15 protein-coding genes are annotated in these 21,792 nt (G+C 74.0%); 5 read left to right on the top strand and 10 right to left on the bottom strand.

Features of this window, described 5'->3' with window-relative positions:
- Positions 1 to 4: 4 nt before the first annotated feature.
- Entirely contained in the window at positions 5 to 1,585 is a 1,581-nt protein-coding gene (locus tag G569_RS0110830; RefSeq protein ID WP_028063430.1) for a hypothetical protein, read from the top strand.
- Here G569_RS0110830 and G569_RS0110825 read toward each other — a convergent pair.
- Both G569_RS0110825 and G569_RS0110820 read right to left on the bottom strand, forming a co-directional pair.
- Positions 1,569 to 2,168: a (2Fe-2S)-binding protein gene (locus tag G569_RS0110825; protein WP_028063429.1), complete on the bottom strand. Its 600-nt coding sequence runs from the start codon at positions 2,166 to 2,168 to the stop codon at positions 1,569 to 1,571. The two genes, G569_RS0110830 and G569_RS0110825, sit on opposite strands and share 17 nt — an antisense overlap.
- Positions 2,169 to 2,172: 4 nt before the next feature.
- Positions 2,173 to 2,844 carry a transglutaminase family protein gene (locus G569_RS0110820; protein ID WP_084284671.1) on the bottom strand — a complete coding sequence of 224 codons (672 nt, stop codon included), beginning with the start codon at positions 2,842 to 2,844 and terminating at the stop codon, positions 2,173 to 2,175.
- A gap of 166 nt (positions 2,845 to 3,010) precedes the next feature.
- Here G569_RS0110820 and G569_RS57700 point away from each other — a divergent pair, with 166 nt between their 5' ends.
- The 4 genes from G569_RS57700 to G569_RS0110800 are packed head-to-tail and all read left to right on the top strand — an operon-like array spanning position 3,011 to position 13,989.
- The gene (locus tag G569_RS57700) at positions 3,011 to 12,091 is read left to right on the top strand and encodes a type I polyketide synthase (protein WP_157591948.1); all 9,081 of its coding nucleotides are present in this window, start codon (positions 3,011 to 3,013) and stop codon (positions 12,089 to 12,091) included.
- Positions 12,088 to 12,459: a holo-ACP synthase AcpS gene (gene acpS, locus G569_RS0110810; RefSeq protein ID WP_037495843.1), complete on the top strand. Its 372-nt coding sequence runs from the start codon at positions 12,088 to 12,090 to the stop codon at positions 12,457 to 12,459. The genes G569_RS57700 and acpS overlap by 4 nt, the downstream gene beginning before the upstream one ends.
- Positions 12,460 to 12,493: 34 nt before the next feature.
- Positions 12,494 to 13,030 carry an RNA polymerase sigma factor gene (locus G569_RS0110805; protein WP_028063426.1) on the top strand — a complete coding sequence of 179 codons (537 nt, stop codon included), beginning with the start codon at positions 12,494 to 12,496 and terminating at the stop codon, positions 13,028 to 13,030.
- Positions 13,027 to 13,989: a hypothetical protein gene (locus G569_RS0110800; RefSeq protein ID WP_028063425.1), complete on the top strand. Its 963-nt coding sequence runs from the start codon at positions 13,027 to 13,029 to the stop codon at positions 13,987 to 13,989. The genes G569_RS0110805 and G569_RS0110800 overlap by 4 nt, the downstream gene beginning before the upstream one ends.
- Here G569_RS0110800 and G569_RS47320 read toward each other — a convergent pair.
- Genes G569_RS47320 through G569_RS0110760 form a run of 8 tightly spaced genes read right to left on the bottom strand, consistent with a single transcriptional unit; the run spans position 13,986 to position 21,765 of the window.
- On the bottom strand, positions 13,986 to 14,738 hold the full coding sequence (locus G569_RS47320; RefSeq protein WP_037495841.1) for an ABC transporter permease: 753 nt from the start codon (positions 14,736 to 14,738) through the stop codon (positions 13,986 to 13,988). The two genes, G569_RS0110800 and G569_RS47320, sit on opposite strands and share 4 nt — an antisense overlap.
- Positions 14,735 to 15,514, bottom strand: a complete 780-nt coding sequence (locus G569_RS47315; protein WP_037495840.1) for an ABC transporter ATP-binding protein — start codon at positions 15,512 to 15,514, stop codon at positions 14,735 to 14,737. Before G569_RS47315 ends, G569_RS47320 begins: the two co-directional genes overlap by 4 nt.
- Complete coding sequence (locus tag G569_RS0110785) at positions 15,511 to 16,101, bottom strand: GNAT family N-acetyltransferase (RefSeq protein ID WP_028063424.1); 591 nt, start codon at positions 16,099 to 16,101, stop codon at positions 15,511 to 15,513. The genes G569_RS47315 and G569_RS0110785 overlap by 4 nt, the downstream gene beginning before the upstream one ends.
- Positions 16,098 to 17,717, bottom strand: a complete 1,620-nt coding sequence (locus G569_RS0110780; protein ID WP_028063423.1) for an IucA/IucC family protein — start codon at positions 17,715 to 17,717, stop codon at positions 16,098 to 16,100. The genes G569_RS0110785 and G569_RS0110780 overlap by 4 nt, the downstream gene beginning before the upstream one ends.
- Positions 17,714 to 18,958: a lysine N(6)-hydroxylase/L-ornithine N(5)-oxygenase family protein gene (locus tag G569_RS0110775; RefSeq protein ID WP_028063422.1), complete on the bottom strand. Its 1,245-nt coding sequence runs from the start codon at positions 18,956 to 18,958 to the stop codon at positions 17,714 to 17,716. Before G569_RS0110775 ends, G569_RS0110780 begins: the two co-directional genes overlap by 4 nt.
- Entirely contained in the window at positions 18,958 to 19,392 is a 435-nt protein-coding gene (locus G569_RS47310) for a GNAT family N-acetyltransferase (protein WP_053226171.1), read from the bottom strand. Before G569_RS47310 ends, G569_RS0110775 begins: the two co-directional genes overlap by 1 nt.
- The gene (locus tag G569_RS0110765; RefSeq protein ID WP_028063421.1) at positions 19,389 to 21,032 is read right to left on the bottom strand and encodes an IucA/IucC family protein; all 1,644 of its coding nucleotides are present in this window, start codon (positions 21,030 to 21,032) and stop codon (positions 19,389 to 19,391) included. The genes G569_RS47310 and G569_RS0110765 overlap by 4 nt, the downstream gene beginning before the upstream one ends.
- A 34-nt stretch (positions 21,033 to 21,066) precedes the next feature.
- Complete coding sequence (locus G569_RS0110760; RefSeq protein ID WP_028063420.1) at positions 21,067 to 21,765, bottom strand: metal-dependent transcriptional regulator; 699 nt, start codon at positions 21,763 to 21,765, stop codon at positions 21,067 to 21,069.
- Between the last annotated feature and the right edge of the window lie 27 nt (positions 21,766 to 21,792).

The raw sequence follows: 21,792 nt of genomic DNA, 5'->3' as shown, positions 1-21,792 counted from the left end.
GTCCATGCGCCTCGCGGTGACGCTGCTGTGCCTGCTCGCCGGCGCCCTCGTGGCGCCGGCGAGCGGTTCCGCCTTCCCGGCGATGTCGTTCGACAACCAGTGCCAGTACAGCTACGACGGCCTCTGGCGGCCGGTGCCGATGGTCTTCAGCGGCAAGCTGACCGACGCGGGTGGCACCGAGCTCGCCAACGACGCGAAGCTCGCCGTCGGGGACAAGGTCGTGTTGCGGGACGGGACCGTCTCGGCGGTCCTGCCGTCGTGGATCCCCAAGACCGCCTACGACTTCAGCATGATCGGGCCGGGTGACACCGATCTGCCCGTCCGGGCGTGGCTTGCGCTCGAGGCCACGAACACAGCGGAGGGTGTCACGGCGCCGATCGCCCTCGACACGGTCGCCCGCGCCCACATCGAGCTGCTGCCGAGCGGAGAGGTCGACGAGCAGCGCTCGTCCCTGATCGTGATCGCGGCGCCGTTCGCGCCTGTGTCGTGGACGGCGACGGGCGGCGAGGTGCAGGTGCGCCAGGCGCTCGGCGAGTCGCTGCCGCCGCTCCCCATCGGGCGCAACGGCAACGACGTCCGCGTGCGCGGCTCGCTGTACGTCGAGGCGTCGTTGGCGAGCGACGCCAAGCTCTTCCTCGATTGCCTGCAAGCGACGCAGGAGCTGGAGGGAGGCACGTTCGGCGACGTGCTCCCGGGCGCGTTGAGCGTGTTCGCCGTGCCGGGCTGGACCGGCGCGGTCGACGGTGCGCCGCTGGCCGACCGGGTCGACGCCGACCTCACGTTGTCCCGCGTGCCGCCGCGGGTGGGCAACGGCCAGGAGGTCTCGTTCGGCGGCGCGACGTTGCGCCTGCGGCTGACCGCCGCGCAGCGTGCGGCGTGGCTGGGGAGCGGTGGCGCCGCGACGGTGACCGGCGGCGTCGTGGTGCACGGCGCGCGCAGTGCCGAAGCGTCCCAGACCGTCCCGTTCTCGGGAACGGCGACCGTGCCGGCCGACGGTCCGTCGACGGTGTTGCTGCCGTTGCTGACATCGAGCTGGACGGCGACCGGGACCGAGGGCATCGACCTGTCCGCCGATCGTGTGATCTCCGCGCAGGCGACCGTGAGCGGCGTGACCCGGACGCTCACGCTCACGCGGGTGAGCGCGGGGGAGCCGCTGTTCGCGCGGTTGCTGCGCGAGCCCGATCCGCCGACGCCGATCCGGACCCCTGTCCCGACCGTTGTGCCGACGGCCGTCGCGACACCGGCGCCGACGCCTGCGCCGACCGTGGTCCCTGCGCCCAAGCCGGTCGCGGGTGTGGCGTCCGTGCGGTCGACGAAGTTGAAGAGGTCGGGTACGCGGGTGCCGGTGGTGGTGCGCTGCGCGGGTCAGACCGCGTGTCGCGGGACGCTGCGCTTGAAGCGGACCGTCGCCTTGACGGCGTCGGCGAAGTACACGGTCGCGGCGGGCAAGTCCGCGACGGTGCGGCTCGCGCTGTCATCGGCGGGGCGGGCGCTGCTGCGCAAGCACGCCGCGGCCCGGGTGCGCGCCGAGTTGCGGCAGGCCGGCGGCAAGCTCGTCGTGAGATCGCTCACGCTACGCCGCTGAGACGGCGCCGTTCCTCGTCGTCGAGGAGCGGGCAGCCGAAGCACTTCACGTTCGCGGGGGTCCGGTAGTACAGACAGCAGCCCTCGCGGACGTGGAGCAGCATCTCGTGGGTGCGCAGGTCCAGCATGCGCAGCTCGGCGCGGTCGTGCAGCAGCTCGAACGCGCGCTGGCGCTTGCCGGTCGTCTCGGCGATCCAGGCGATCGCGCCGTCCGTCCGGTCCTTGACCGCGCGCCAGAGCGCCTTCGTCGGGCGTTTGGTGGTCGCGTTGACCGCCTCGATGAGCGGTGTCAGATGCGCCGTGATGTGCTCGTCGGGCGCTCCGTCGAAGGTGGCCTCGGCGTGGCGCCGGATCCGCATGTCCTCGCCGATCCAGAACTCGACGTGGTCCGGATGCAGGTCCGGGAGCGGCTCGTCGTTGATCAGCGCCGTCGCGATCGGCTCGGCGAGCACCCACGTGACCACCTCGACCAGCCGCTGGCCCTGGATGTCGGGTCGGTCCGTGTTCAGCGAGTCGCCGCAGGCCTTGAGCGCGTCGTGCAGTCGCGGCCCGGCGAGCTCCGCCGTCGTCGCCCACCCGTCCAACGTTCTAGTTCAGGCGGGAGGTGATGCGGCGCAGGCGCTGCTCGGCCTCGGCCATGTCCTCGAACGGCAGCGTCGTCCGCAGCCGGGCGACGTGCAGCGCACGCGTGAGGTCGCCGTTGCGCTCGTAGCGTGGCTGGAGCAGGTCGAGCAGCTCGGCGGCGACCTGGTGGCCGCACTGCCAGCGCAGGACGCCGAGCGCGTCCGCGTCGACGAGCCGGCCGGTGCGGGGGTCCAGGACGCGGGCGTCGGTCAGCCGCTGGTGGGCGAGGAAGTGCCCGTTCTCATTGGCGACGATCCCCACCGGGATCCCGGCGCGGCGGCCGATCTCCTGCAGCACGATCGCGACCAGCACCGGGTGGGCGTGGCCGTGCTCTAGCGCCTGGTCGATCAGCAGCTCGTTCGGGCCGCCGTCGCTGCGCGAGCACAGCACCATGTTCGTCACGGCCTCGCCCAGCGCCCGCAGCTGCGCCGCCGGATCGCGCTCGGTCCCGGGCAGGATCGCGGCGGCCAGCGCGGTCAGGTTGCGCTCGGAGCGGTCGGCGTCGAAGTCGCCGAGCTCCCACGCCAGCGAGAGCGCCAGCTCCGCCGGCGGCGGGCACGTCACCGACGCGTGCAGCCGGAACGGCAGGGCCGTGACCGGCCTGCGTACCGCTGTGTCTCTGTCGCTGCTGCTCACGTCCCGACCTCCGAGAGCCGTTCGTCCTGAGTCCCCGAGCGCCCCGGACGGGGTCGCCTCTTAGGGGACCCTAACAAATTCCGACGCCATCAATCGGATTACGCTTCAATGTGCCCGACTAGCGACTTGCCGCTCCCTGGCAAGTGCGCTTGATGATGACCGTTCAATGGCTTTGATCGCAACTCCGCATGTCGTTTCGTCCGCCTCGCTGGCGGGCCGCCTCGGCACGGGCTCGTGCCGGGCGGTCGTCTCATTCGCCGGCCAGGGTGCCTCGGTGCTCGAGGAACTGGCCGCCCTGGTCGCGCAGCGGCCGGAGCTGGCGGCGGGCGTCGCGCTGGGTGGCGAGGTCCTGACGCGGGTGGCTCGGTCGGACCTTGCCCTGTCGTCGGGTGCGTATCGATATGGCGTCGACGTGGGCGCGTGGGTGATGGACCCGGACGGCGCGCCGCCCGCGTCCTACGTGCGCGGCGTCGCGGTGTCGTACCCGCTGGCGTTGTTGTCGCAGGCGCTGCTGTGGCGGGCGCTGTACGCGGATGCGCTGCGGGACGCGGTCGCGGCGGGCTCCATCGTCGGGTTCGCGGGGCATTCCCAGGGCCTGCTCGCCGCGTCGCTGGTCGCTTCGGCGCCGGGCGGCGAGGTCACGGACGCGCTGCTCGCGGCACATGTCGAACGCGCCGCCGTGCAGGGCCTCTTCATGTCGGCGGCGACGTGCGGCGCGTCGCCGATGGCGTCGATCGAGGGCCTGACGCTGGCCCAGCTCGAGCCGCTTCTGGCGGACGTGAACGCGCGCGCCGCGGCGCCCGCCGCGTCGCTGCCGTCCGCCGCGTCGTCGCCGCCCGCCGTCTCGCTGCCGCCCGCCGTCTCGCTGCCGCCCGCCGCGGCGCTGCCGTCCGCCGCGGCGCTGCCGTCCGCCGCGTCGTCGCCGCCCGCTGTCGTCGTCGCGCTCGTCAACACGCGGACGCGCGTCGTCGTGTCCGGCTCGCCGGCCGGGCTCGCGGCGCTGCGTTCGCGGCTCGACGAGGCCGCCGCCGCGGCCGATCTCTGGGCGCCGTTGCGGTTCTCGTGGTCGCCGCTCGCGGTCGACGTGCCGTTCCACTCGCCCACGCTGGCCGCGCCGCTCGCCGCGTTCGAGGCGTGGGGCGGCGACGCCGATGGCACCTTCTGGGCCCCGGTGTTGGGCGTCGGCGGTGGTGCCGCTCGGGCGCAGTTCGTCGATCCCGTCCGCTGGGACGCGGTCGCGGCGGACATCCGCGGGCTCGGCGCGGACTGGGTGCTCGACCTCGGGCCGGGCACCGCGGTCGCCCGCCTCACCGCCGAGAACCTGCGGGGAAGCGGCATCCGGACGCTCGCGCTCGCCTCGCCTGAGGGGCGCCGCGTGCTGACGTCGCCGGGCGCGGCGCCGCTCGAGCGCGATGTCACCTACGAAGCGCTCGTCCCGCGCGTCGTCTCGCTCCCCGACGGGCGCGTGCACCTCGACACGCGCTACACCCGGATGACGGGCCGGCCGCCGGTGATCCTCGCGGGGATGACGCCCACGACGGTCGATGCGCCGATCGTCGCCGCGGCCGCGAACGCGGGCTACATGGCCGAGTTGGCGGGCGGCGGGCAGCCGGATCGGCGCACGTTCGAGCTGCGGGTCGAGGAGCTGGCATCGCTCCTACAGCCCGGCCTCGAGGTCGTCTTCAACACGCTGCTGCTCGACCGGCACCTGTGGGACCTGCACATCGCGCGCGATGCGCTGCTGTTCGGCGCGCGGCGGGCGGGTGCGCCGCTGTCCGGGGTGACCGTGTCGGCGGGCATCCCGGATGTCGAGGAGGCGATCGCGCTCCTGGACCGCCTCGCCGCCGACGGCATGCGCCTGAACGCGTTCAAGCCCGGGACGGCCGAGCAGATCCGCCAGGTGCTGGCGATCGCCGACGCCGCGCCGCACCACACGATCGCGGTGCACGTCGAAGGCGGCCGCGCGGGCGGGCACCACTCGTGGGAGGACCTCGAGCAGCTGCTGCTCGACACCTACCACGACCTGCGCCGGCGCGAGAACGTGCTCGTCTGCGCGGGCGGGGGCATCGGCACGCCCGAGCGGGCGGCCGAGCTGCTGCACGGCACGTGGTCGTCGCGGCACGGCGCGCCGGTCATGCCCGTCGACGCGGTCCTGATCGGCACTGCCGCGATGGCGGTCGCCGAGGCCGCCGCGTCACCCCAGGTCAAGGCCGCGCTCGTCGCCGCGTCGGGCGTCGAGGGCTGGGTCCCGCGCCGCGGCGTCGTCGGCGGCGTGACATCGGCTCGCAGCAACCTCAACGCGGACATCCACCTGCTCGACAACGCGGCCTCCCGCGCCGGGCACCTGCTGGAGTCCGTGGCGGGCGATCCTGCGGCCGTGGCCGCGCGTCGCGACGAGATCGTCGCGGCGCTGTCGCTCACCGCGAAGCCCTACTTCGGCGACGTGGCGCGGATGACGTACCTCTCGCTGCTCGAGCGCTTCTTCGAGCGCTGCGCGACCGGGCGCTTCGGCCGCTACGACGACGGCGCCTGGGGCCATCCGTCGTGGCGCGCCCGCGCGGAGGCGCTCGTACGACGGTTCGCGGCGCGGCTCGATCCGGCCGACTCGGGTCCGATCGAGGTGAGCGTCGATCTCGACGACCCCGCGGGTGCACTCGCGCGGTTCGCGTCGTCCTACCCGCCCGCGGCGACCTCGCTGCTGCACCCGGCCGACGCCCAGTTCTTCCTCGAGGTCTGCGACCGCGACGGCAAGCCGGTCCCGTTCGTCCCCGTGCTCGACGGCGAGGTGCGCCGCTGGTACATGGCCGACGGGTTGTGGCAGGCGCAGGACGATCGGCTCGCCGCCGAGGAGGTCTTCGTCATCCCCGGCCCAGAGGCCGTCGGCGGGATCACCCGTGTCGACGAGCCCGTCGCCGAGTTGTTCGCCCGGTTCGAGGGTGAGGCGATCGCGCGGGTGGCGTCGCCGTGGGAGGAGCGAGAGCGGCTCGCCGTCCCCGCCGTGTCCTACGGCAGCGGCCCGGTCGCGGCGTTGTTCGCCGCGCAGTGCGTGGTCGGCGCCGACGGCCGCACGCTCCCCAACCCGCTGTGGCGACTGATCGCCCCCGGGGACACGATCACCGAGCACGACGGCGTCGTCACCGTCCGCCCGTCGTCGGCGACGATCGAGCGCGTCACGTTGTCCGGCTCCGGCGACGAGGTGCGCGTCGAGATCGACACGGCCGCGGCCGAACCGCTCGTCCGCCGCTACCGCGTCCGCGCCGACGTCGCGCCGCGCGGCGCGACGCCCGCTGACCCCTCATCGGGCTCCGCCGACCCGACGTCGGGCGCGAGCGTCGAGTTTCTCGCGCACAGCTCGCGAAAGTCGACGCTCGACGTCGCCGAGGCGATCTTCGAGGTCGCGGACTCCGTCGAGTCGACGGTCGACGACCCGTTCGCGGGGGTGGAGACGCCGTGGACGTGCGCGGACGAGCTGCCGCGCGCGTACCGGGCCGCGACGGGTGCCGCGCATGACGGCGTCCCACTCGACCTCGCCCTCACGCTCGCCTGGCCCGCGCTCTCGGCGCTGCTGAGCGTCCCGGAGCTCGCGGCCCGCGCGGCCGAGCTCGTCCACGCCACCCACGCGGTCCGCCCCGGTCCGGCCTGGCCGCCGCGTGCCGGCGAGACCGGCCACGCCCACGCCCGGCTCGTCGAGCTCGCCGACCCGTCCGGCGCCCCGACCCGCCTCCGCTGCCACGCCCGCGTGAGCTCGCCCCGCGGCACCGTCGCCGACGTCGAGGCCGAGCTCGCGATCCTCGTCGACGCCCCGGCGACCGCCTTCGCCCTTCGCCGATGCGACCACCACGACACGGTCCTCACGCTGGCGCAGCCCGGCGACGCCGACCTCCTCGCCGCCCAGCCGTGGCTGACGTTGACCGCCGAGCTGTCCGACGGCGACGTCCTCCAGGTCCGCGCCGAGACGACCGTCGACGTCCCGCATGGGGGCGCACCGCGGCACGCCGCGACCGGGACGATCACCCGCGCCGGCGAGACGATCGGCGAGATCGCCCTCGGCCCGGCCGCCGGGCCGCCGCCGGCGGGCGCCGCCGCCCCGCCGCCGCGCGCCGCCGCCACGCCGCCGCGCGCCGCGGCCACGCCGCCCCGCGCCGCCGCCACGCCGCCGCGGGCCGCCGCCACGCCGTCCCGCGCCGCGGCCACGCCGCCGCGCGCCGCCGCGGCGCCGTCGTCGCCGGTTGACGTGAACCCCGTCGCCGCCACGCTCGCCCGCTTCGCGCCCGCCCCGCCGGAGCGGCACACCCGGCCCGTCAAGCAACTCGCCGTCGCGGTGGACTCGGCGCCCACCTCGATGGAGGCCTTCGCGCGGGTTGGCGGGGATCGCAACCCGCTGCATCGGTCCGTCCTGGCGGCGCGGATGGCCGGGCTCAAGCGGCCGGTCGTGCACGGCGCGTGGACCGCCGCCCGCGCCGGGGCGTTCGTGGTCGACGCGCTGTGCGGCGGCGATGCCACCCTCCTGCGCGACTGGCGGGTGACGTTCCTCGCGCCCGTCGGCCTCGGGGCGCTGCTCGACCTCGAGGCCACGCGGGTCGCGGTCGTCGACGGGCAGCGGGTGGTGCAGGTGCGGGTCAAGGTGGGGGAGACGGACGTCGCGCACGGTGAGGCGGTCATCGCGCCGACGCCGACCGCGCTCCTCTTCCCCGGGCAGGGCATCCAGCGCCAGGGCCTTGCCGGTCATCGCTCGCGCGCGGCGCGGCAGGTCTGGGAACGCGCGGACCGGCACACGCGCGACGCGCTCGGGTTCTCGCTGCTGGACGTCGTCGACCGCAACCCGCGTGAGCTCCGGCTCGCCGACGGGAGCGTCCGCCGACACCCGCTCGGGGTGCTCTTCCGGACCGAGTTCACGCAGCCCGCGCTGGTCGCGCTCGCCGCCGCGCAACTCGCCGAGCTGCGCGCCGAGGGCGCGATCGGCGACGACTTCCGCGCGGCCGGGCACAGCGTCGGCGAGTTCGCCGCCCTGCATGCGCTGGGCGCGCTCACGCTGGAGGACGCGCTGACGCTCGTCCACCGGCGCGGCGAGCTGATGCAGGCGCACGTCCCGCGCGAGCCCGACGGGTCGTCGCCCTACCGGCTCGCGGTGGTGGAGGACGTCGACGGTCTTGAAGGCGTCGAGGTCGTCAACTACAACGCGCCCGGCCGCCAGTACGCGATCGCGGGGACGCGCGAGGCGATCGAGCGGCTCGGCAAGCGCGCCCGGGTGCTGGGTGGCATCGACGTCCCGTTCCACTCGAGCGTGCTGACCCCGGCGGCCGACGCGTTCCGCGCGCACGTCGCGGCGACCCCGATCGAGACCGCGAACCTGCACCGCTGGGTGCCGAACCTGACGGGAGCGCCGTACGCCGGCGAGGACGTGGGCGAGCTGCTCTCGCGCCAGCTGGCGTCGCCGGTGCGGTGGATCGACATCCAGCGCGAGCTGCGCCACAGCCGCCTGATCGAGGTCGCGCCCGCGCACGCGGACGTGCTGTCCGGGCTGGCCCGGCTCACGGTTCCCGACGCGACGATCCTGCACGCGGAGCGCGACCGCGACGCCGTGCTGGAGCGCGACGAAGTCGTGCGAGCGGAGGTGCCCGCCCCGGTGGCGGTGCCCACCGGGGCGGACACGTCCGCTCGCACCGCCGAGGTGAGTCGGGGGTGTTCCGGAACCCGTAACGCGGCCGACACACCCGTCGCGCCGTTCGACGCGGGCGACGCCCTCATGCTCGTGCTGGCCTTGCAGGCCCGCGTGCGGCTCGACCAGCTCGACGACGCCGAGACCCTCGACGAGCTCTTCCAGGGCGTTTCCTCCCGGCGCAACCAGGTGCTGATCGACCTCGGCCGCGAGTTCGGCCTGTCCGGGGGCGAGGGCGCCCAACGCCACTCGATCGGCGAGCTCGCCGCGATGCTGCGCGAGCAGGGCGCGGCCTACCGCTTCCCGGGCGCGTACCTGCGCGAGGCGCTCGCCGCGGGGTCGACCCGCGCCGGCGTGAGCCGCGCCGACGCGACCGCGCTCGGCCTCCCGCCGGGTGCGACCGAGCGGCTGCTGGCCCACATCGCGCTCGAGACCCGCCCCGGCCCATCGGCCCGCGGTGGCGCGCTCGCGCGCCTCACACCCGGCGACGACCTGCTCGAGCGCGCCGCCGCCGACCTCGGGATCGTCTCCGACCCACCGCCTGAGGTGCCACACGTCACACCCGAGGTGCGTGTGATCGAGGAGGAGGTCGGCGAGCCGCTCCCGGAGCCCGACCCCGAACGCGACCGCCTCGCGATCCTCGACGCCGAGCTCGGCCCGAGACGCGCCGCCGAGATCGCCCCGCGCTTCGACGCCCGCCGCCACGTCCGCTTCACCTCGGCCTGGGCCGGCGCGCGCTGGGACCTCGTCGCCACGTACCACGACGCGCTCGCCGGGCGCATCGATGCCACCATCCTGGACTCCGAGCTCGACCGCATCGCCGCCCACGCCCACGAGCCGCAGATCGCGGCCACGGCCGCGCTCTTCGTGCGACGCATCCCGGCCTTCGCCCGTGTGGCGCCGAGCGACACGTGGACCTCACTGAACCGGGCCGTCATCTCACCCGACTTCCGCGCCGAGACGGCGCTCGTCACCGGCGCCTCGCCGGGCTCGATCGGCGCGGCGCTCGCCCGGCACCTCCTGCGCGGCGGGGCGACCGTCGTCGTCACCACCTCGACCGACACGCCCGAACGGCGGCGCTTCTACCGCGAGCTGTACCGGACCGCGGCCGGGCCGGGCGCCGAGCTGCACGTCGTGCCCGCGAACCTCGCGTCGTTCGCCGACATCGACGCGCTCGTGGCGTGGCTGCGCGAGCCGGGCGGCGGACGTGCGGGGCGGGACGACCTGCGCATCGACCCCTTCACGCCGACGCTGCTCGCACCGTTCGCGGCGATGCCGACCACCGGCGATGCCAGCGATGCGGGCGAGCGGTTCGAGACCGCGTTCCGGCTGCAGCTGCTGGGAGTGCAGCGGCTCGTCGGCGCGTTCCGCACGCCGCTGAAGGTACTGCTCCCGCTCTCGCCGAACCACGGCTCGTTCGGCGGCGACGGTCCGTACGGCGAGACCAAGGCGGCGCTCGAGACCCTGATCCGCCGTGCCCGGAATGAGCCGTGGGGCGCGAACACGACGATCGTGGCGCCGCGGATCGGGTGGGTCCGCGGGACCGGGCTGATGGGCGCCAACGACGCGATCGCACCGCTCGTCGAGGAGCGCCTCGGCATCCGCACGTTCAGCGCGGACGAGATGGGCTGGCTGCTCGCCACGGGCCACACGGACCTCGATGGCGGCCTGTCGGCGATCGACGACCTGCGCGGGGCACTCGAGCCGCTGGCGCGCGAGCTGCGCGCGCGTCCCCGCGTTCCCACACGCCACGCCGAACCGTCCGGCGTCGAAGCACTGCCCGGCGCGGGGACCGACACCGCGCCACGCCCCGCGGCGGCGCTCCCACGACACGCGCTGCGGCCCGACGACTGCGTGGTCATCGTCGGTACCGGCGAGCTCGGGCCGGGTGGCACCGGCCGCAGCCGCTTCGCGCTCGAGCTGGACGAGCTCGACTCGCCCGGCGTCGTCGCCGAGCTGGCGTGGGTCACGGGCCTCGTCTCCTACGAGGTCGAGCGCTACCGCGGCCGCTGGATCGACACCGCCACCCGCGAAGAGGTCCGCGAGGAGGACCTCGCCGGGCGCTACGCGGATGCGGTCACGAGCCGCGTCGGCCTGCGCGCCCTGCACGGCGACGGGACGATCGAGGAGCACGGCCAGACCGTGCTCGCCCCGGTCACGCTCGATCAGCCGCTCACGTTCGAGGTCGACACCGAGGAGGAGGCGCGCGCGTTCGCCGCCGACGCCCGCAAGGTCGGCGACCGCTGGCGGGTGACGCGGCCCGCGGGCACGCAGATCCGCGTCCCGCGCGTCGTCCCGCACACGCGACGGGTCGCCGGTCAGCTGCCGACCGGCCTCGACCTCGCCCGCTTCGGCGTCCCCGCCGACCTGATCGCCACCGCCGACCGGATGGCGCTCGTCAATCTCGCGTGCACGGTCGAGGCGTTCGCCGATGCCGGTGTCACTCCGCGGGAGCTGATCGACGAGGTGGGGGAGGAGCGCGTCGCCAACACGCAGGGCGCCGGCATGGGCGGGATGGCGTCGCTGCGGCGGCTGCTGCTCGACAACCTGCTCGCCGAGCCGCGCCAGAACGACCGCGTCCAGGAGTCGCTCGGCAACGTCGTGGCCGCCCACACCGTGCAGACCTATGTCGGGTCGGCCGGGCCCATGATCCACCCGGTCGGCGCGTGCGCGACCGCGGCGGTGTCACTCGAGGTCGCCTACGACAAGATCCGCTCCGGCGGCGCGCTGGCGGTGGTCGCGGGCGGGTTCGACGATCTCACGCCCGAAGGCATGCTGGGCTTCGCGGACATGGGCGCGACCGCCTCGTCCGACGCGCTCGACGCGATGGGGCTCGCGCCGCATGAGGCCTCACGCGCCAACGACGTCCGCCGCGCGGGCTTCGTCGAGGCCCAAGGCGGGGGAACGCAGCTGGTCGTGCGCGGGGATGTCGCGCTGCGGCTCGGGCTGCCCGTCAAGGGCGTGATCGCGTATGCGGGGAGCTTCGGCGACGGTCTGCACGCGTCGATCCCGGCCACCGGCTTCGGCGCGCTCGGCGCCGCCGGGCCGCTGCGCGAGGCGTTGCATGCGCATGGACTGACCGCGGATGACATCGGCGTCGTGTCCAAGCACGACACGTCGACCGAGATGAACGACCCGACCGAGGCCGAGCTGCACGAGCGCCTCCAGGACGCGCTCGGCCGCACCCCCGGCAACCCGCTGCTGGTCGTCTCGCAGAAGACCGTTACCGGCCACGCCAAGGGCGGCGCCGCCGCCTGGCAGGTGGACGGGGTGCTGCGGATGCTCGAGACGGGCATCGTGCCGGGCAACCGCAACCTCGAGAGCGTCGACCCGATCCAACGCGGCAACGCCCACCTGACCCTCGGTGACCGGCCGATCCGGCTCGCCGAGCCGCTCAAGGCCGCGCTGATCGCGTCGCTCGGCTTCGGCCACGTCTCCGCGATCCTCGCGATCGCGCACCCGGACACGTTCCTCGCCGCGCTCGACGACCCCGAAGAGTACCGGCGTCGCGCGGCGAGGCGTCGCGCCGAGGGCGTCCAGCGCCGGCTCGAGATGCGGCACGGGCGGCCACCCGTCGTGCGGCGATGATCGGCGTGGATCTCGTCGACGTGCCGGGCTTCGCCGAGCAGCTCGCCGACACCGCGAGCGGGTTCGTCGCCCACACGTTCACCGCCCGCGAGCAGCGCGTCGCGGCCGGGGACGCGCGACGGCTCGCCGCGCGGTTCGCGGCCAAGGAGGCGTTCGTGAAGGCCTGGTCGGGCTCGCGGTTCGGGCAGCCGCCGCTGCTGGCCGCGGTCGACCTGCGCGAGATCGAGGTCGTCGACGACGGCTACGGCCGCCCGGGTCTGCGTCTGCACGGCGCGCTGGCGGACGCGGTCGGCCCCGTCGCGACGCACCTGAGCTTGAGCCACGACGGCGCGGCGGCGATCGCGTTCGTCATGCTCGAGCGAGCGTGAACTTTCCCGCGGCGAACTCCCCAATAGGGGCCAGATGGCCCTCACACTCGAGATAGACACCGCCGACGCGGCGGACCTCGCGGGGCCGGCGCACCGGTTCCACGCGGTCGTCGATCGCCACTTCGACGCGGTCGCCGCGTTCCTCACCCGCCGCGTCGGCCCCGACATCGCCCAGGACCTCGCGCAGGAGACCTTCGTGACCGCGTTCAAACGACGCGAGCGCTTCGACAAGCGCTACGACTCCGCCCGCCCGTGGCTGCTCGGCATCGCGACGAAGACCGTCGCGAGCCACCGCCGCGAGGAGCGCCGCCAGCTCGAGCTCTACCGCCGCGCGGCCGCGCAACCGAGAGCGCCGCACACCGACGTGTCGCCGCAGCTGGATCCGCGCCTGTTCGACGGCCTCACGTCGCTGGCCCGCCGCGACCGCGACGCCCTGCTGCTGCACGTGTGGGGCGAGCTCACCTACGAGGAGGTCGCCGCGGCGCTCAACGTCCCCGTGGGCACCGTCCGCTCGCGCATCAACCGCGCCCGCCGCAAACTGTCCGACCACCTGAACGGAGCGACCGCATGACCGATCCCCTGACCGCTCTGCGCGACGTCCCCGTCCCCGCCGGCCTGGACGCCGACCCGATCCACGCCCGGATCGACGAGCTCGCGCTCGCCCGGCCACGCCGCCGTGGGTTGCCCGCCGGCCGCGCGGGACGAAGCCGCAGCGGCGCGCTCGCCCGGCCGCGGCGCCGCGGGCTCCCCGCGCTCGCGCTCGTCGCCGCGTCCGTTGCCGCGGGCGTCGTCGTCCTCACCACCGGCGGCAGGCCCACCACGACCCGGCCGGCCGCCGCCACCGCGGCGACAGTCCTGCACGCGCTCGGCAAGCGCGCCGCCGCCGAACCGCCTCTCCGACTCGGCGAGGGCGAGTACTACGCGGTCCGGATCCGCCAGTACGCCGCGGCCGGGAAGGACGCGCGCAGCGTCGACTCGCGCACGTGGGCGCGCGGCGAGGCGGGGCGCGAACAGGTCCTCGTCGACGGCAAGGTCAAGGCCGACGACAGGCTCGGCACGCCCGCGTCCGACGAACGTGGGGGCGTCGGCCGGATCGCGGACCCCGCGACGCTGCCGACCGAGCCGAAGGCGCTCGCGGCGCGGATGCGCGAGGAGGCCGCGAAGTTCCAGATCGACCCGGGCGAATCCCCGACCGCGCGTGACTACCTGAATGCCGCGACGCTGATGGTCTTCGGCCGCAAGCGGACTCCACCCGCCGTCCTGCGAGCGGTCTACGACTTCCTCGCCACGCTCCCCGGGATGCGGCTGATCGGCGATGTCACCGACCCGCTGGGCCGGCCCGGCAAGGCGGTCGCGGTCGACGGCGACCCGGACATCCACGAGGGCATCGGCATCGAGCTCATGGTCGCGCCGGAGACGGGCGAGCCGCTGGCCGTCGTCCACTACCGCGACGGCGACGTCAACGACCCGTGGCTCTACACCACCCGCCAGGCGGGCGTGGTGCACGGGACGGACACGCTCCCCGGCTAGCCCCAGGTGCGCTTGGGCTCGTCGAGCTTCAGGCGCCACAGTGCGATCCCGGCGAACACGGCGGTGAAGGCGGCGAGCACGACCAGCGGGCCGAGCACGTCGCCGAGCCCGCCGCCGTCGAGGATCGCGGTCCGGTAGCCGTCCATCGCCCAGTAGACGGGCGAGATCGGCGCGAGCGGCTCGATCCAGTCCGGGAGCGACTCGACCGGGACGAACCCGCCGCCGAGGCCGCCGAGTGCCATCGCGCCGAGGTTGGTGACCGCGTTGACCTGTTGGATCGTGCTCAACGCCGCCGCGGCGGCGAGGCCGGCCACCAACACCAGCGCCGCGAACGCCGCCGCGATCGCCACCACGGCGAGCCACGAGCCACTCACCCGCAGATCCAGGAACGCGACGCCGAAGCCGAACAGCACCGCGTGCTGGGCGGCGACGAGCCCGGCCGGCACCGCGAGCTTGCCACCGAGCAGGGCTCGGCCGCTCAAGCCCGCGGCGCGCAGCCGCGGCCAGGTACGCCAGCCGTGCTCGCGGAAGATCGCGAAGCCGACGACCGCGATCGCGAACGACGCGAATACGCACGCCATCCCCGGAACCGTCTGCGAGGAGCCGGCGACGTCGTACCCCTCGGTGGCGAGCGTCGACTTCATGGCATCGCTGAGCAGGGTCATCAGCACGAGCGGCATGCCGACCAGCACCGCGGCCGGGACGGGGTCGTGGCGGAGCAAGCGCAGCTCGGTGCGGACGATGCTCATGCGGCGTTTCGGCGACCGGTGAGCGCCAGGTAGACGGCCTCCAAGGACGGCCGGATGACCTCGGCGCGGATCACGCCGTCCTCCAACCCATGGAGCGAGGCGCCCGGGCGGCGCACCGTGCGCCCGTCGCTGAACGTGAGCTCGAGGACCGACCCGGCGTGCGCGGCGACCAGCTCGGCGACCGTTCCGGTCGCGATGATCCGGCCCGCCTCGAGCAGCGCCACGCCCGCGTCGAGCGCCTCGACCTCCGGCAGGTAGTGGGTGGTGTAGACGACCGCGGTGCCGTCGGCCGCGACGGCCTTGACGGCGTCGAGGATCGCGGTGCGCGTCTGCGTGTCCGCGCCCGCGGTCGGCTCGTCGAGCAGCACGACGCGCGGGCGATGGACGAGCGCGATGGCGGTGTGCAGACGGCGCTGCTCGCCGCCGCTCAGACGACCCGCCGGCCGGTCGGCCAAGGCGGAGAGGACGAACGGCTCGATCACCCGCTCCGCCCGCTTGCGGGAGACGCCGTGGACCTCCGCGAACGCCCACAGGTTCTCGCGCACGGTCAGCGACGGGTAGATCCCGATCTCCTGCGGTGCCACGCCCGGCCGGCCGGACACGCGGACCGTCCCCGCGTCGGGCTTGAGCCGGCCGCACGCGACACCCACGAGCGTCGACTTGCCGGCTCCGTTGGGTCCCAGCAGCGCGCAGATCTCGCCGGGCGCGACCTCGAGGTCGACGCCGTCGAGCGCCACGCGATCGCCGTAGCGCTTGACGACCCCTGCGAGCCTCATGCCGACACGCGGCGGCGGCGGCCGGACAACCGCTCGAAGTCCTCGCGCTCGCAGACCATGAACGCCGCGCGCTTGTCCGGCAGATCGATCTCGCCCGCGCGCCGGAACCCGAGGAACGCGAGCAGCGAGAGGAACTGATGATTGCGGATGTCGGGCTCGCCGACGATCCGCAGCACCCCGGGGCGCTTGAACAGGAACCGCACCACGGCGCGGCCGATCGCGACGCTGTAGCGGCCGAGGTGCTCCTCCTCGCCGATCAGGACGTGCGCGCCGATGTCACCCGGCAGGACCGGGGCATGCGCTCCGAGCACGTCGTGGGCGGGATCGTAGACCTCGATGTAGCCGACGGGCGTGTCGTCGACGAAGCCGAGCAGGGGCGAGCGCGAGGGGTCCTCGTTCTGGCGCACGAGGTAGTCGCGGATCCAGTCGCGCGGCCAGTCCATCGCCCAGAACGGGACGACGTGCGGCTTGTGCATCCAGGTGTGGAGCAACTCGGTGTCGTGCTCGGCGAGCGCCGGCCGCGCCCACAGGCGGCGGTCGAGCGCGGGCTCGTGCTCGACGTGGACCGCCAGCTCCGAGAGGTTCATCGCGGCGCCAGCGGGTTGTCGATCCAGCCGACGGCCGCCGCCACCGGCCGCTGCGCGTCGTCGGCATAGCCGCGCTCGAGCATCCGCACGCGGTTCAGGCAGAGCTTCACGAACGCGGGCGCGTCCATGTCGAACAGCGCGAAGCGGTCCTCGAGCTCTCCGAACCGGGCCTGGTAGGCAGCGACGGTGCGCTCGGCGGCCTCCCAGAAGGCGGATTCGCTGTAGCCCAGCGCGTCCTCCAGCAGCTCGGACAGATACCGGTGGACGCACACCAGCAACCCGCCCTGGATCCACTGCACGAGGATCGCCGCCTCGACGCCGTCGCCGAGCGCCGCGCGGACGTCGGCCGGCATGTCCTCGAGCTCGGGCAGCGGGTCCGAGCTGACCATCATGTCGTCCACGAAGTCCTTGACCACAAGGCGCGCCGGCGCGTCGTCGCGCAGCACCAGCATGCAGTTCTGCGCGTGTGGGGAGAACGCCGCGCCGAAGCGGTAGAGGACGTGCAACAGCGGCGGCAGCGTCACCTCGTGCAGCCGCTCGACCCACTCCGCGACGCTCAGGCCGGACCGCTCGATCAGCGGCACGACGAACGGCACGCCCGCGGGGTCCCGATGCAACAGCGCGGCGAGCGAGATCGCCCGCTCGCCCTCGCGCAGGAACCCCGTCACCGACTCCCGCCAGATCGCCCCGAGCAACTCCGTGTGCTGATACGGCACGTCGGGCACCGCCTCGAACGCGCGGTGCGCGACCGACACGCTCGCGACCTCTCCCAGCAGGATCAGATCCTTCAGGAACGGATCGCTCGCCACCCGCTCCTTCAGCCACGCGCTGAGGGCGGGCGCGGCCAGGGTCCGGTCGCGCGGGAGCCCACGGTAGACCGAGGTGTTGAGGATCGAGAGCGCGAGCTTGAGGTGGTGGCGCTCCGGGTCGTCGGCGTCGGCCAGGGTCCGGATCGACTGCTGCGCCGTCCAGCGCCCGTCCAACGCGCCGGCCAGCCGGATGCGCCCGCGCGCGATGTCGCCCGCGTACAGCGTTTGGATGCGGTTCTCCCACTGCCAGGGGTGAACCGGGACGAGCCCGGGCTCGCGCCCTCGCCAGTCCGCGCCTTCGACCGCCAGCAGCAGGATTCCCACCGGTGTGCGCGCCTCAGGCGCGTAGCGCTTCAGATCGTCGGCCGAGAACCCGACGCGCCCCTTCGAGGCCACGATCCACGGGTGCCCGCGCAGCTCGCCCTCGAGCGCGACCGGGTCGAGGTCGATCAGCTCGGCCGCCGGCCGCCCGGTCTCGAGCTGGTGCACATCCGAGAACAGCGTCGAGGAGATCTCGCCGATCAGCCCGGCGGTGGTCGCGGGATCGACGCCGAGCGCGGGCGCCCCGATGGCGACGACCTCGACCGCGTCCGGCAGTGGCACCGGCACGCCGTCTCGGCTCGCCCGCAGCGATGCGGGATCGACCCGCGCGTGGCCGAGCGCCTTCCGCCGCGCGCTGTAGTGCAGCGTCAAGCCGCCCAACGTCAGCGACCACTCGTCGCCGACCACGGGCGCCAGGAGCTCCTCGAACTCGAGTTCGGTCAGGAGCTTGGCGATCAACTCGCGGTTCGCGCGCTCCCAGGTCATGCCGCGGCCGACTCGGCGGGCGGCACGGGCGCGCCGAACGACTGGAAGACGTTGCGCTCGCGCACGGGGTAGACCTCGCGCCCGCACACCGCGTTCGCGATCACCGCGCTGCGGTGGGCGCCGAGGCCGAGGTCCGGGGTGCCGACGCCATGCGTGTGCAACTCGGCGTTCTGGACGAACAGGGTCGACGGCGCGCCGTCCGTCAGCCGCAGCCGGTAATCGAGCTCGACGACCGGGCGCCCGGCGGCGTCGGCCGAGACCAGGCCCGCGGGCAGTGGCAGCGGCGCGGGCTGGTAGCCGGTGGCGAGGATCACGACGTCGGTGTCGTGGGTGAACGCGACGTCCTGGTCGAGCTGGCGCAGGTGCAGGCGGTGGCGGCCCTCGACGCCGCGCAGCTCGCACCGCGCCGTGTAGCGCACGGCCGGCTCCGACCCACCGACGGAGCGGCGATACAGCAGGTCGTAGATGCGCTCGCTCGTGCCCGCGTCGATGCCCTTGTACAGGAGCGCTTGCGTACCGCGCAGGGCATCGCGGCGCGCCTCGGGCAGCGCGTGGAAGTACGCGGTGTACTCCGGGGAGAAGTGCTCGAGCCCGAGCTTGGAGTACTCCATCGGCAGAAAGCCCGAGCTGCGCGTGAACCAGTCGACCCGGCCGCTCGCGTGCTCCAGCAGGTCGGCGAAGATCTCGGCGGCGCTCTGGCCGCTGCCGATCACCGTCACCGACCCCGCGCTCAAGGCCGCGTCACGCTGCCCGAGATACGCGGAGGAGTGCGTGAGAGCGCGCGCGCACTCCGGCACCCACGGAACGCACCCGACACCGAGCACGACGTGCCGCGCCCGATGCTCGACGCCGCGCGCCCACACCGCCCAGCCGCCCTCGACCGGCCGGATCGCGTCGACGCGATGCGAGAACCGGCAGGATTCGAGCGACGAAGCCACCCACCGGCAGTAGTCCTCGTACTCCGCGCGCAGCACGTGGAAGCGCTCGTGGAAGTAGAACCGGAACAGCCGGCCCTGCGCGTGCAGGTAGTTCAGGAACGTGTACGGGCTCGTGGGATCGGCCAGCGTCACGAGGTCGGCGAGGAACGGCACCTGGATCTCCGCCCCTGGCAGCATCAGCCCGGGATGCCACGCGAACTCCGGCTTGTCGTCGAAGAAGACCGCGTCGACGCCCGTCGGGGCCAGCAGCGCCGCCAGCCCGAGGTTGAACGGGCCGAGACCGACCCCGATGACGTCGTGCATCAGTCCCACACCACCAGCGCCGCGCGCTTGTCGGGCAACTCCAGGATCTCCCGCACCTCGCCGCCGAGCGCGCGGCAGAACGCGAGCATGCGCGCGTTGCGTTCGTCCGGCTCGCACACGACGCGGCCGGGGTGCGTGAGCAACTGCCGGACGAGCCGGCGGGGCGCGCCGGACCCGACGAAGGAACCCGTCACGAGCAGATGGAACCCGAGATCGTCAGGGCGCGCGTCGTAGTAGGCGGCGAGCGGGTCGTCGAGCACGCGGTAGGTCTCCACGTAGGCGAACGCGACGCCGCCCTCGAGCGCGATCCACGGCTGCACGTGCGCCTCGGGCACGTGTTCGGAGCCCCACCACGGCACGACGTGCGGCTCGCGCATCCAGCCGCGGACGAGGTCCGCGTGGCGCGTGGGGTCCGCGGCGACCAGCTCGATCACGCCCGCAGCGGGTTCGGCAACGTCACGTACACGGACTGCTCGGCGATGTCACCCACGAGCTCGTCCATGTCATTCAAGCGGGTGCGCAGGTTGGCCTTGCACGGCCAGCGATCGTCGTCCAGCAGCCGGTCCAGCAGCGTGCCCGGGTAGCGGCCGCCGATCGCCCGCTCGCGCTCGAGCACCGCGCGCAGATCGCCGAGCAGCACCTCCTCGGAGACGCAGCCGCCCGCCCCGAGGGCATCGATCACACCCAGCGCGTTGTTGACGAACGGGTAATAGACGAGCCGCTCGTCGGCCAGCTCCTCCGGGAAGATCGACTCGCTCGCCTCGCCCAGACCGGGGATCACCTGCACGAGGTCGGCGTGCGCCGCCTCGCGATGGAAGTAGCCCTGCGAGTCGCGCACGACGCAGCGCTCCGGCCACCCGCTCCGCAGCTCGAGCAGCGTGTTCTGCTGGTGCGGCTCGAAGCACAGCCCGAGATCGAGATACAGCCGCACCAAGGACACCACGACCGCTTCGCAGTAGCCGCGGAACCACTCGCGCGCGACCTCGTCCTTGCGGGCGCCCTCCGCCAGGAACGCGATGATGTTCGACAGCCGCGAGCGCCCGCCGAACGGGTGGTCCTGGCACAGCACCGTCAAGGCGGTGACATCGGTGGCGCCCGGCCAACGGTTCTGGCGCAAGAGCACGCTGAAGCCGTCCTCGCCGGGGATCCGCAGGTACGCGGGGTCGTGCAGGATCGCGAACCGGGGCGCGATCCGCCGCGCCGCGAACCCGACGTGCGTCTGCGACAGCCGCGCCGCCTCGACCGCCCGCTCCAGCTCCTTCGGCAGCGACACCCGCATCGAGTTCGTCACCCGCGCGTGCAGCGAGAACTTGAGCATGTACGGCCAGCCCGCGCGATAGACGGTGCGCACCGAGGTCGTCGGCGTCACCGGCGCGCCGTCCGGCCCGAGGTCGACGACGTCGCCGCCGGCGAACAGCTCCGCCGCCGCGCGCGACAGGTACCCGGCCTCCCACGGATGGGCGGGGAGCAGCACCCGGCCGGGCTCGGGCTCGCGGCCGAGCAGCCGCGCGACCAGCTCAGGCGCCGAGACGGCCAGCGCGCTGTCGTGCTCGACGCGCTCGGCGGCGACCGACAGCCAGTGCAGCTGGAACTGCGGGCGCAGCTCGGGGGTGAAGCTCGCCAGCCGCCCGCAGAGCCCCTTCGGCGTGGGGTGGAGCGGGTGGCCGAGCAACAGCGCCTGCTCGGTGTCCTCGAACGCCAGCGGGTCGGCGGCGAACAGCCGCTCGACGTCGTCGGCGCGCGCCTCGAGGATCCGCGTCACCGACGCGAGGCTCTCGCGCACCCGGCCGAGCAGCGCCTCCGGCTCCGCCCGCGGGTCGAGCGCGCGGGCCAGCAGCGCGGCCAGCTCAGCCGGCTCCAACTCCTCACCCGCCCGTCGCGCGAGCCCGCGGAAGCGGTGGTGGAAGAACGCCGACCGATGCGTCACGACCGCCCGCACGTCGAGCCCCGTCAGGACCAGCTCGTCGCCCTCGAAGACACCGGCGCCGCCCTCCCGCAGATAGCAGTTGAGCAACGTCGTAGTGGCCGCCTGGGAGGCAGCGTCAAGGGTCGGGCGGGGCAGTGCGTAAAGCAACCGCCCCGATCTTAGTAAAGGGAGCTTGACGGAGCTAGTCGGTCTTCGGCTCGCGGCGGACGTACAGGCCGCGGGCGGCGCGATCGGCGATGAACTGCTCGTCGCCGCCGATCTCGATCTTGAAGTGCCCGGCCGCGGGCTGGATGTCGCGCACCTCGACCTTCGCGCCCGGCCGCAGGCCCTCGGCCTCGAACCACGAGAGCAGGCCGCCGTCCTGCTCGGCCTGGCGGACGATCTCGCCGCTGTCGCCCTTGCCCAGGTCGGCCAGGGAGACGAGCTCGCGGCTCTCCGCGCGCTCCTTGTCGGGGGCGACCGGCCAGCCGTGCGGGCAGCGGTCGGGGAAGCCGAGCTTCGCGTGCAGCCGCTCGACCATGTCGTCGGTGAACGCGGCGCCGACGCGGCCGGCGTGCTCGTGCGCCTCCGCCGTGTCGTAGCCGAGGAAGTCGACGAGGAAGCGCTCGACGATGCGGTTGCGGCGGATGACCTTCTCCGCCCGCTCCGTGCCCTCGGGCGTCAGCACCAGCTCACGCCCGCCGCCGCGCTCGAGCAAACCCTCGGCGGTCAGCCGCTTGAGCATCTCCCCGACGGCCGTGCGGGAGACGCCGAGCGCCTCGGCTACACGCGCCGCAATCGCTGCCGGAGCCTTGGCCGGCTCATAGACGCCGATCGGGGAGACGAGCAGATGGATCGCCTCCAGGTAGTCGTCGATGGAGTGTCCATGCGGCTTGCTCATCGCCTTGCATCATAGTGCTCGCATTCT

Origin of the sequence: Solirubrobacter soli DSM 22325 (assembly GCF_000423665.1) — a bacterium.
Taxonomy (GTDB): Bacteria; Actinomycetota; Thermoleophilia; order Solirubrobacterales; family Solirubrobacteraceae; genus Solirubrobacter; species Solirubrobacter soli.
This window is presented reverse-complemented; position numbering and strand designations above follow the sequence as displayed.

Bases quoted from the DNA above. Each gene is read 5' to 3' on its own strand.
- G569_RS0110780 (WP_028063423.1), bottom strand. From the start codon at position 17,717: ATGACCTGGGAGCGCGCGAACCGCGAGTTGATCGCCAAGCTCCTGACC.
- G569_RS57700 (WP_157591948.1), top strand. From the start codon at position 3,011: ATGGCTTTGATCGCAACTCCGCATGTCGTTTCGTCCGCCTCGCTGGCG.
- acpS (WP_037495843.1), top strand. From the start codon at position 12,088: ATGATCGGCGTGGATCTCGTCGACGTGCCGGGCTTCGCCGAGCAGCTC.
- G569_RS0110830 (WP_028063430.1), top strand. From the start codon at position 5: ATGCGCCTCGCGGTGACGCTGCTGTGCCTGCTCGCCGGCGCCCTCGTG.
- G569_RS47315 (WP_037495840.1), bottom strand. From the start codon at position 15,514: ATGAGGCTCGCAGGGGTCGTCAAGCGCTACGGCGATCGCGTGGCGCTC.
- G569_RS0110785 (WP_028063424.1), bottom strand. From the start codon at position 16,101: ATGAACCTCTCGGAGCTGGCGGTCCACGTCGAGCACGAGCCCGCGCTC.
- G569_RS0110805 (WP_028063426.1), top strand. From the start codon at position 12,494: ATGGCCCTCACACTCGAGATAGACACCGCCGACGCGGCGGACCTCGCG.
- G569_RS0110775 (WP_028063422.1), bottom strand. From the start codon at position 18,958: ATGCACGACGTCATCGGGGTCGGTCTCGGCCCGTTCAACCTCGGGCTG.
- G569_RS0110760 (WP_028063420.1), bottom strand. From the start codon at position 21,765: ATGAGCAAGCCGCATGGACACTCCATCGACGACTACCTGGAGGCGATC.
- G569_RS47320 (WP_037495841.1), bottom strand. From the start codon at position 14,738: ATGAGCATCGTCCGCACCGAGCTGCGCTTGCTCCGCCACGACCCCGTC.
- G569_RS0110800 (WP_028063425.1), top strand. From the start codon at position 13,027: ATGACCGATCCCCTGACCGCTCTGCGCGACGTCCCCGTCCCCGCCGGC.